Origin of the sequence: Delftia sp. ZNC0008 (genome assembly GCF_000799035.1) — a bacterium.
GTDB lineage: Bacteria > Pseudomonadota > Gammaproteobacteria > Burkholderiales > Burkholderiaceae_C > Comamonas > Comamonas tsuruhatensis.
In genome coordinates, this window is record NZ_JTKZ01000111.1 from 1 (window position 1) to 10068 (window position 10068).

Genomic DNA, 10068 nt, shown 5'->3' on the forward strand with positions numbered 1-10068 from the left:
CGCGCGTGGCGACCTGCAGCTCCTTGAGGCGGAAGGTCACCATCTGGTCGAACAGGCTGATCACCACGGCATAGCGCGACTCGGACAGATTGGCATCGAACTGCACCTTGGCGCGCTGCGCCACCTCCTGCGGCACGGGGTAGCCGGCCGGCGCTTTGAGCTGGCTGTAGGGCAGGATGGGCAGGCGGCTGATCTTGGGGTCGAACAGCAGCTGCTGGCCCTGCACCGACATGGTGAAGGCCATGAACTTGCGCGCCTCATCGGCATTCTTGGCGCCCGCGATCAGCGCGATGTTGGCCGGCACCACGGCCGTCATCGCCGGGTAGGCGAAGTCCACCGGGAAGCCCGAATACTTGCCCGCCAGCCCGAAGAAATCGATCACGATGCCTATGCCGTACTGGCCGTTGTTCACGCCATCGGGCACGGCAAAGCTGCGGTCGGTCACGGCGGCGGCGTTGCCCATCATGGACAGCAGCTGGCGCCAGCCCTTGTCCCAGCCCTCGCCCTGCAGGATGGTCTCCACCGTCAGCTGCGTGGTGCCCGAACGCGAGGGCGAGGAGATGGCGATGTGGCCGAAGTACTCGGGCCGCGTCAGGTCGCTCCACTCCTTGGGCGCCGCCAGCTTGTGCGCCTTCAGGTAGCGCGTGTTCCACATGATTCCATAGCCTGCCAGCGCCTGGCCGTAGTACAGGCCCTGCGGGTCGTTGAGCGGGTAGTTGCCGATCTTGGCGGGCGCGGCCGGATTGCGCGTCTCGGGCGCGGCGGTCAGCAGCTTGTTGCGCGCCAGCACCTCGAAGGCATCAGGGGCGCTGGCCCACATGATGTCGGGCCGCTGGCCCTCGGGCAGCTCGCGCACATAGGCCACGGCGGCCGTGGTGTTCTTGTTCAGGATCTCGATCTTGATCCCCGGATTGGCCGCCTCGAAGGCCTTCTGGTAGGCCGTGGTCAGCTCCTTGGGAAACGAGGTCAGCACCGTCACCGTGCCGGCCTGGGCCGCCATGGCGGCGCCCCACAATCCTGCGGCCATGGCGGCCGTCAGCCATCTGCGTTGCTGCATTGCTGTCTCCTTCGGGTTGTTGTGCGGTCAATCTGCAACCCACTGTAGGCAGCGCCGGCCCGGCCGGCCAATCATTGTTTCTGATGCCGTGCATCAGCGGCGGCGGCGCTCGGGTTAACCCGGTGCGAAAGCACAAGCACGGCAAAGAGCACAAAGACCATGCCAGCAGCCTCAGTCCCAATTTGGGACTAACATCCGCCCATGCACATCGTGGCCCGTTCCACCCTCGTCAATTTCTACAGCAGGCCGGAGCATGCGGATGCCAAAGGGCCGCTTGAGGCGTGGTTCGACATGGCCACCCGCGCGCAGTGGACCTGCCCCCAGGACGTGAAGGACCAGATCGGCAATGCCAGCATCGTGGGCAACAACCGGGTCGTGTTCAACGTCAAAGGCAACGACTACCGCCTGATTGCCGCCATCGCCTACAGGCAGCAGTGGCTGTACATCAAGTTCATAGGCACGCACGCGCAGTACGACAAGGTGGATGCCGCCACGGTGGACCAGAGCCTGCAATGAAAGGAATGACCATGGAAATCCGCCCCATCCGGACCGAGCAGGATTACAGGACAGCACTGACCGAGATCTCGCAACTGATCGACAAGGACCCGGCCCCGGGAACGCCCGACGGCGACAGGCTGGACATTCTCGGAACGCTGGTTGAGGCCTACGAGGCCAGGCATTACCCCATCGCTCCCCCCGACCCTATCGATGCGCTGCGCCTGCTCATGGAGTCCCGGGGCATGACGGTCAAGGACCTGGTGCCCTACATCGGGCAGACCAACCGCATCTACGAAATACTCAACCGCAGCCGCCCCCTGACGCTGAACATGCTCTACAGGCTTCATGACCTGGGCATACCGGCCGAGAGCCTGCTGTCCCGCCCGCGCACCGCCGCCCCGGAAAGCCACGGTTGATGCCCACCCCGGCCGGGAGCCGTGCTGGCGCACCGGGAAATCCCCAGCCACCGCTGTCCCGCCCCTGACTGCTGCACAGCAGCAAACCGGAATAATCGGCGGGATGCTGCAAGCCCCCTCTTCCCTCCCCGCCACGGCCGCTGAAGAAGCACCCATCTACGCTCCCACACGCCCCTGGCGCTCGCGCATGGTGCCGGTGCGCACCATGGAGTACCACGTGCGCGAGTGGGGACCTGTGGATGGCGATCCCGCGCTGGCGCCGCTGGTGCTGGTGCACGGCTGGATGGATGTGGCGGCCTCCTACCAGTTCGTGGTCGATGCCTTTGGCGAGGCCTTCATGGCGGGGCGCCGCATCATTGCGCCGGACTGGCGCGGCTTCGGCCTGAGCCGGCCGGCCTGGCCTGCCGACCGGCATGACTTTGCCGACTACCTGGGCGACCTGGACCATCTGCTGGACACCCTGGCGGGCGATATGCCCGTGGACCTGGTGGGCCACAGCATGGGCGGCAACGTGTCCATGATGTATGCGGGCGCGCGGCCTGCGCGCATACGCCGGCTGGTCAACCTCGAAGGCTTCGGCATGCCGGCCACCCGGCCAGACCAGGCGCCTGCGCGCTATGCGCAGTGGATGGACGAGCTGCGCCAGCTGCGCAGCGGCGGCATGGAACTCAAGAGCTATGACAGCGTGCAGGACGTGGCCCGCCGGCTGATGAAGACCAACCGCCGCCTGCCCGAGGACAAGGCGCTGTGGCTGGCCCACCACTGGGCGGCGCCCAATGCGCAGGGCCGCTGGGAAATCCTGGGCGACACGGCGCACAAGCTCATCAGCGCGCAGCTGTTCCGCGTGGAAGAAATCCTGGCCCTGTACCGTGCCATCACCGCGCCCGTTCTGGCCATCGAAGCCAGCGACGACAGCCTGGGCATGTGGTGGAAGGACCGCTACACGCTGGCCGAGTACCACGAGCGCATCGGGCAGATTGCCGACTGCCGCACGGCCGTGGTCCAGGACGCCGGCCACATGCTGCACCACGACCAGCCGGCGGCCGTGGCCGGGCTGATCGAGCAATTCCTCGGCACCTGAGGCCTGCGCGCGCCGCTGCTGCAGCCTGCTGCAACCTACTGGGGCCGCAGCATCATGGAATGGCGCCAGCGCGCGGGCGCCATCTGCAGCGGCCGGTAGCGGCCGTCGGCCCATTCCGCAGACATGTCCGCATAGCGGCTGGACAGGGCCACGCCGCTTTGGCCGGTCTGGTAGATGAACAGCGAGCGCTCGGGCTCGGCCAGGTCGTAGATGGCGCGCAGCGATGCCGCATGGCGGTTGGCGAACGGCGCCCTGGCATCGCCGGGCAGGTACTGGCCCACGTTGACGGTATAGCTGTCGCCACCCGAAGGCACGCTGACATTGAAGATGCCTGCCAGCAGCCCCACGCTGCCCAGCGGCCGGTGGCTGCTCAGGGCCGCATGCACCGTGCCCCAGCGCCAGCGGCCCAGGTCGCTGCCCTGCGTGGCCTGCAGACGCGCCAGCGCCCGGTCCAGCGCCTGGCTGACCTGGGCGCTGCAGCCCGCCGCTGCGCACCACCAGCCATCGCGGCGCTCCAGCATGCCTTCGATGCCCGCGCGGTAATCGCGCTTGCCATAGGTGGCCGCAAAGGTCTGGGCGCCAATGCGCGGGATCACCAGGCCGCGCGTGAGTTCGTCCACCCAGGCGGCAAAGATCAGGGGCGCGGCCTGCGCGGCATCCATGCGGCCGTCGAACTGCGCCATCACCCGGCGCGCCTGCCCGGCCAGCGGATGTGTGGCCGGCGCTTCGTCCAGGGCCTTGAGCATTTGCGGCAGCAGGGCGCGGGCGGCCAGCGAGGTCTGGTCGTTCTGGATGGAGGCCATGCTGACCACGTCGTGCCTGTCCTTCGCATCGATGAGTTCGGTGATGCGCTGGTGCCGGTACGGCAGGCTCCAGTCCTGGGTGAGGAAGTGGGCATAGCCCTCGCGCGTGATGCGCTGGTTGGCGGTGGCCAGATAGCCCTGAGCCGTTCCATCGTCCTGCGGGGCCTGGTCGTAGGGCAGCCAGCCCTGCCAGTCGTAGCGTGCCTCCCAGCCCGGCGCGGGCGCCACGCCGCGCAGGTCGTTGTCGGCCGCGCGCAGCGGCACCCGGCCTGCGGCCTTGAAGCCGATGTCGCCATGGACATCGGCCGCGACGATGCTCTGCATGGGCGAGTGGTAGTCGGCAAAGGCCTCGAACAGCTGGGCCACGCTGCGCGCCTCGTTGGCGCGCAGTCCGGCCTGCACGGTGAGGTTGTCGGTGTCCAGCGCCGCCCAGCGCAGGGCCACGGCGTAGCGGCGCTTGTCGAGCACGGCCTCGTACTGGGGCTGCACATCGCTGATCACGGGACCGTGGCGCGTGCTGCGCAGCGTGAGCTGCACATCGGCCCGGCCCTTGACCCTGATGCGCTCGCTGCGCTCGGTGAAAGGCGCCCAGCCGTCCGGCGTGCGGTAGCGGCCCGGGTTGCCTGGATCGATCTGCTCCAGGTACAGATCCTGCACATCGGGATTGGTGTTGGTAAAGCCCCAGGCCACCTCGCGCGTGCGCCCCAGCACCACGAAGGGCAGGCCCGGCAGGGTGGCCCCCACCACATCGATGGGCGCCAGCGGCGTGCCGTCCTGCGCATGGCCGGCGGGCGACTGCAGGCGCGCGTAGTACCAGATGGCGGGCGCGCTCAGGCCCAGATGGGGATCGTTGGCCAGCAGCGGCTTGCCGCTGACCGTGCGGCTACCCGACAGCACCCAGTTGTTGCTGCCCTTGCCGTCGTTGGTGCCCGCATCGCGCACCATGTCGCGGGACCAGCGGGCCCAGGCATCGCTCGCATCGCCGGCGGCAGCCACCTTGGGCGCAGACGCCGCCTGTGCCTCCTGGCGGTACACGCCCAGCCCCCGGTAAAGCGCGGCCAGATCGGTGGCGGTGGCCGGCGCCTCGCCCGGATAGGGCGGCATCAGCTGCCACAGCTGCTGTGTGTCCAGTTGCGAGAGCGCGGCCAGCCGCGCGAACTCGTTGCCCCAGTTGCCGCCCAGGTCCAGCGCCATCATCAGCGCCCAGCCCACGCTGTCCTCGGGCGCCCAGGCCGAGCTGTCGCCTCCGCCCGGCGTGGTGCCCAGCAGCATGAATTCGGGCACCTGCGGATGCTGGCGCATGGGCAGGGCCGCATAGAAGGCCGCGATGCCCTCGCTGTAGGCCTGCAGCGCCTCGCGTGCGTTGGCGGGCAGGGATGCGTACTGGCGCCGCGCCGCGCCGCGTATGTCCAGCGCACGCATGAGCTTGTCGGTGTCCAGCGTGGCCGGCCCGAGGATCTCGGACAGCGTGCCGTGCATCAGGCGGCGGTTGAACTCCAGCTGCCAGCCGCGCTCCTGCGCATGCACATGGCCCAGCGCGCGCCACAGGTCCTGCGGCGTGAAGGCGCTGATGTGGGTGATGTCGGCCTCGTCGCGCCGCACACGCACGGGCTGCTCCAGGCCGGCCAGCGTGAGCTGTCCGTCAAGCACCGGCTGCACGCGCACGGCATAGATGGCCACCGCGCTGCCGGCCAGCAAGGCCGAGCCGACCAACGCCACGGCGCCCACGCTCCACCATCGCGAGTTCAGGATTCGCATGATTCCCATTCTTCTCCCTTCCCCCTGCCTTTTTTCATATCGTAGTGTTGCAGTTTGTAGCATATGAACTGGTCCATTGCTCACATTGCTCACGACGAATCGTCAGCAAGTCTGGCCCCGCCTTCAGGCGACAATCAGCGCCCGCCCTGCGCAAATGGATGCAGGGCGCCAGACAGAAACAGGAAGTACCAGGAATGTGGCCTTTCAGCCTCTTGAAGAAGCTCAGCCAGGACCCGCCCGTGGGCCAGCCCCGTGGTGACTACATAGGCTGCTACCTGCTGGGAACCGAGGCGCCGGGCCAGGCCGGCGTCAGCTACGTCTCGCTGGCCACCACGCGCGAGCAGCTGCAGGCCGATGCCCGCGCCTACCTTGAAGGCTTCGTGCGCGACCACCCCGAAGCGGCCGACACCGACCTGTCCGCCATCCGCTCCCTGCTGGAGAACCTGCCCCAGCGCCTGGACGCCCACCTGTGCGGCGACACGCGCGCGCCGCTGGCCGAGCAAGGCGGCACCGTGCTCTTCCTGCGCACCGGCATGCGCGCCCGCCGCAAGGAAAACGGCCGCTACCTCGAATAGCAGTCAGCCCCCCGCCACCGGACAGAGCCTCAAAAACTGGCGCGGCCAAGAACAAGGGACAGCGAGCAAGGGCCTACGCCGGCCGCGCCGCGCCTCAGGGGGAGTTCTGCTTGTGCACGTCTTGCCAGCGCAGCATGTCGGTCACGCGCTCGGCCTTGTCGGCATCAAAGCCCAGGCGCTCCACCCGCTCGGCCGGATTGGCCCAGGTGCCGAACAGCAGATCCCAGACGGGCAGGCCGTAGTTCTGCGCATGGTGGCCGTACTGGTGGTGCACGGTGTGCATCTCGGGCCGCTGCACGATGTATCCCAGCCAGCGCGGCGTGCGGATGTCGGCATGCAGGAACAGGTCGAACGCCCCCGTGAGGCCGATGGCAAAGGCGGCAGCCAGCGGGCTGGCCCCCAGCACCCAGTAGCTGGACAGCGCGCTCAGCAGCACGGCGGCGGCCGTGTCCATGGGATGGGCGAAAAACGCCGTGAGCGCCTCCACGCGCGGCGCGCTGTGGTGCAGCTGGTGGAACAGGCGCCACAGCGTGTCCGACCGGTGCGTGGCGCGGTGCCACCAGTAAAAGACAAAGCTGGTGAGCACAAAGCTCAGTGCGCCCACGGCCCAGGCCGGCCATTGCCGGCCCACGTCCAGCAGCGCATGGCGGCGGATGCCGTCCGAAAACAGATGGCCTACCGCCAAGGTGGTGGCCAGCGTGCCCAGGCCCAGCAGCGTGGACAGGATCAGCCAGCGCCGGTCGCAATGGTTGCGCGAGGCCGGCGCGATCACCTCGCGCGTGAAGATGCCGACGAACATCAGCGCCAGCAGCGGGTAGGCCGCGAACTCCCACATCTGCAGCATGCCGTCTGCTCCTTGCCGCTCAGTGCACGTGGCCCCAGTAGATCAGCGCATCGCGCCCTTCGACCGACAGCGACACGGGCGCGCCCACGGGCAGCATCACCTTGGTCGGCACATGGCCGTAGGGCAGGCCCTGCAGCACGGGGCACTTGACCTGGCTGCGCAGCCAGTCGATCACGGTCTGCAGCTTGAAGCCCTTGTCATGCGAGCTGAGCTTGAACTCGCTGAACTGGCCGAACACGATGGCCTTTTGCTGGGCCAGCACGCCCGCATGCAGCAACTGGGTCAGCATGCGCTCCACGCGGTAGGGATGCTCTCCCACGTCTTCCAGGAACAGGATGCCGCCCTTGATCTGCGGGAAGTACGGCGTGCCCAGCAGGGACACCAGCACGGCCAGGTTGCCGCCCCACAGCGTGGCGCCGCCGCTGATGTAGAAGTCCTTGACGGCAGGCTTGCCGTCTTCGCGCAGGCCGATCTTCGGCATCTGCCAGCCCGCGCCCTCGCCCTGGCCGCTGAGCAGGTCGTTGAAGCAGTCCAGCATGATGTCGTCCACGCCGCCCTCGTCGTCGGGGCGGCCGAAGTCGTGCACCAGCAGCGGGCCGGCCCAGGTGGTGGCGCCGGTCTTGGCCAGCAGGGCCAGCGACAGCGCCGTGAAGTCGCTCAGGCCCACGAAGCGCGTGCCGCCTGCGATGGCCTTGGCCACGGCCTTGTACTTGATGCCCGGCAGGATGCGCGTGAGGCCGTAGCCGCCGCGCGTGGGCAGCGCCAGGTCGGCACCGCTGGCCGCCGCACGGTCGATGGCCGCCAGGCGCGTGGCGTCGTCGCCGGCAAAGCGCTGGTGGCTGCTCAGCGCATCGGCATCGATCTCCACCTGGTGGCCCATGGCCTCCAGGCGGCGCACGGCCCGCTTGAAACCGGCCTTGTCGCGCACGGCGCCGGCGGGCGAGTAGATGTAGATGTGGCGCGGACCCTGGTCATGCGCATGGTCGCAGCAGCTGCCGTCGGCGGCGTGCACATGCTCGTGGTCGTGGTCGTGGGCATCCCCATGGTCATCGGCACGCCCGTGGCCATGCGCGCAGCACTGGCCGTCGGCTGAATGCACATGCTCGTGCGAGTGATCTGCGGGAGCAGAAACGGGGGCTGAAACGGTAGCGGTAGCGGCTGCCGTTTTGCGGGGGGTGCGGGAACTGCGCGAAGTGGCCAAGGTGGTTCCATGCCGGCCCTGGCCGGCATGCTCCATATTGCAAGGGGAGTGAAGACGGGGACCTGGCGCCGCGCAGCCCCGGCAAGGGGCCGGCGGCGCTGGCCTATGGGCGGAAGTATTCCACAGCGTCGGCCACCATGCCGGCTGCGCACAGGGGAACCCAATGGCCGCACGGGGATAGGCGCAGCTGCGCCGGCGGCAGCTGTGGCAGCGCCTGCAGCCAGGCCTGTCGCCATGCGGGCGCGGGCAGCAGCACATCGTGCTCGCCGCCTTGCACCCACAGGCGCTGCTGCTGGCTCCACTGCGCCAGCAACGCCATCGGCAGCGCAGGCATTTCGGCCCGCACGCGGGGCCAGGCCTGCAGCGCGGCGCGGTGGCCGGGTTGGGAAAACGGCAGGTTCCAGGCCTGCGGCTGTGCGCCGGCCTCCTCGCCCACCTCGCGCATGGCGCGGCCCGCGGGCCATGACGGCTTGCGCGCCGCCTGCGCAAACCATTGCACGCAGGCATCGGGCGCCGGGCCTGCGGGCCAGGCATTCATGAGCCAGGCGCCGCAAAAACGTGCGGGCTCGGCCTGCGCCACGGCCAGGCCCAGGTGCACGCCATCGTCATGGCCGACCAGCACGATGTTCCGCAGGTCCAGCGCCAGCACCAGCTCAAGCAGCACTTGCACATGCCAGGCCGCGCTGTGCGCCTTGTCCTTCTTGGGCTGGTCGCTGCGGCCAAAGCCCGGCAGGTCGGGAACGACCACGCGATAGCCGGCCTGGAGCCACCCGGGCAGCATGGGCTGGAACAGCTGGCCCCATGCCGGGCTGCCGTGCAGGCACAGCCAGGTCAGCGGTGCATCGTGCGGTCCTTCATCGACAAAGGCCAGGCGCAGGCCTGCCAGCGCCGGCAGGTCGCTGCGCCACTGCGGCCGGGCAAAGCCGCCGAAGGTGGAATCCGCATGGCGCAGCGCCGTGTCCTTGAGCGGATGCGGCTGGGCCGCGCGCTGCTCGGCGCGGCGCATGCGAAAGAAGTCCGACATCAGGGCCGCGCATTCGCCGGCCAGCACGCCGCGCGTCACCTGCGTGTGGTGGTTGATCTGCGGCAGCGCAAACACGTCCAGCACCGATCCGGCCGCGCCCGTGCGCGGCTCGGCCGCGCCATAGACCACGCGGCCCAGGCGCGCATGCAGCATGGCGCCGCTGCACATGGTGCACGGCTCCAGGGTCACGTAGAGCGTGCAATCGTCCAGCCGGTAGTTGCCCAGGTGCGCGGCCGCATCGCGCAGCGCCAGCACCTCGGCATGGGCCGTGGGATCGCCGTGGGCCACGGGCGCGTTGCGGCCCCGGCCGATGATGGCGCCGTCCTTGACGATGACGGCGCCCACGGGCACCTCGCCCGCCCCGGCAGCGGCGCGTGCCAGCTCCAGGGCGGCGCGCATCCAGGCCTCGTCGTCGGCCTGCGGCAAGAAAGGGTGTTCGGCAGCCACGTTGTCAGCGCGTCAGGGCAGCGCCTTGCGCACGCCCTGCGCGTAGTGGTACAGCGTGACCACCGGCGCCTGCAGCTCGCCCTGGGGCGTGAAGGCAATCGGCGCCGTCACGCCCTCATACCGGGTCTGGCGCAGATAGGGGATATAGGCATCGGGCCGGATGGAGTCGGCCCGCACCATGGCCTGGGCCAGCACCATGGTGGCATCGTAGGCGTAGGGGCTGAAGACCTGGTACTGGTCGGCAAAGCGCTGGTCATAGCGCTGCTTCCAGGCAGCGCCGCCCGGCATGCGCTCCAGCGGGCTGCCGCCGACGGCGCAGGTCACGTTGCGCAGCGGCGCCGCGTTGCCGGCCAGCTCGACGCGG

Annotated in this window: 10 protein-coding genes; 4 read left to right on the forward strand and 6 right to left on the reverse strand. The window is 69.1% G+C overall.

The features are described from left to right. A partial coding sequence (locus L995_RS04110; protein WP_047469397.1) for an ABC transporter substrate-binding protein occupies positions 1–1057 on the reverse strand: 1057 nt, incomplete at its 3' end. 201 nt (positions 1058–1258) lie between these two features. Here L995_RS04110 and L995_RS04115 point away from each other — a divergent pair. The 3 genes from L995_RS04115 to L995_RS04125 all read left to right on the forward strand — a co-directional run bounded on the left by L995_RS04115 (position 1259) and on the right by L995_RS04125 (position 3052). Continuing rightward, positions 1259–1573 (forward strand): type II toxin-antitoxin system HigB family toxin, encoded by a 315-nt coding sequence (locus L995_RS04115; protein WP_013801561.1) that lies wholly within the window; start codon positions 1259–1261, stop codon positions 1571–1573. Positions 1574–1584: 11 nt separating this feature from the next. Then, the gene (locus L995_RS04120; RefSeq protein ID WP_047469413.1) at positions 1585–1971 is read left to right on the forward strand and encodes a helix-turn-helix domain-containing protein; all 387 of its coding nucleotides are present in this window, start codon (positions 1585–1587) and stop codon (positions 1969–1971) included. Between the two features lie 103 nt (positions 1972–2074). Continuing rightward, positions 2075–3052, forward strand: a complete 978-nt coding sequence (locus tag L995_RS04125) for an alpha/beta fold hydrolase (RefSeq protein WP_047469401.1) — start codon at positions 2075–2077, stop codon at positions 3050–3052. Between the two features lie 35 nt (positions 3053–3087). Here the strand turns inward: L995_RS04125 and L995_RS04130 are convergent, their stop codons facing one another. Further along, positions 3088–5622, reverse strand: a complete 2535-nt coding sequence (locus L995_RS04130; RefSeq protein ID WP_047469404.1) for a penicillin acylase family protein — start codon at positions 5620–5622, stop codon at positions 3088–3090. Between the two features lie 185 nt (positions 5623–5807). Between L995_RS04130 and L995_RS04135 the strand changes: the two genes are divergently transcribed. Next, positions 5808–6188, forward strand: a complete 381-nt coding sequence (locus L995_RS04135; protein WP_016449227.1) for a hypothetical protein — start codon at positions 5808–5810, stop codon at positions 6186–6188. Positions 6189–6282: 94 nt separating this feature from the next. Here L995_RS04135 and L995_RS04140 read toward each other — a convergent pair whose 3' ends face one another. From L995_RS04140 to L995_RS04155, 4 genes are all read right to left on the reverse strand, one after another. Continuing rightward, complete coding sequence (locus tag L995_RS04140) at positions 6283–7032, reverse strand: sterol desaturase family protein (protein WP_016449226.1); 750 nt, start codon at positions 7030–7032, stop codon at positions 6283–6285. Between the two features lie 19 nt (positions 7033–7051). Further along, positions 7052–8044: an LD-carboxypeptidase gene (locus tag L995_RS04145; RefSeq protein WP_017404106.1), complete on the reverse strand. Its 993-nt coding sequence runs from the start codon at positions 8042–8044 to the stop codon at positions 7052–7054. Positions 8045–8336: 292 nt separating this feature from the next. After that, complete coding sequence (tadA, locus tag L995_RS04150; RefSeq protein ID WP_047469417.1) at positions 8337–9656, reverse strand: tRNA adenosine(34) deaminase TadA; 1320 nt, start codon at positions 9654–9656, stop codon at positions 8337–8339. Between the two features lie 60 nt (positions 9657–9716). Then, positions 9717–10068, reverse strand: a 352-nt coding sequence (locus L995_RS04155; RefSeq protein WP_047469409.1) for an ABC transporter substrate-binding protein, incomplete at its 5' end; no start/stop codon positions are given.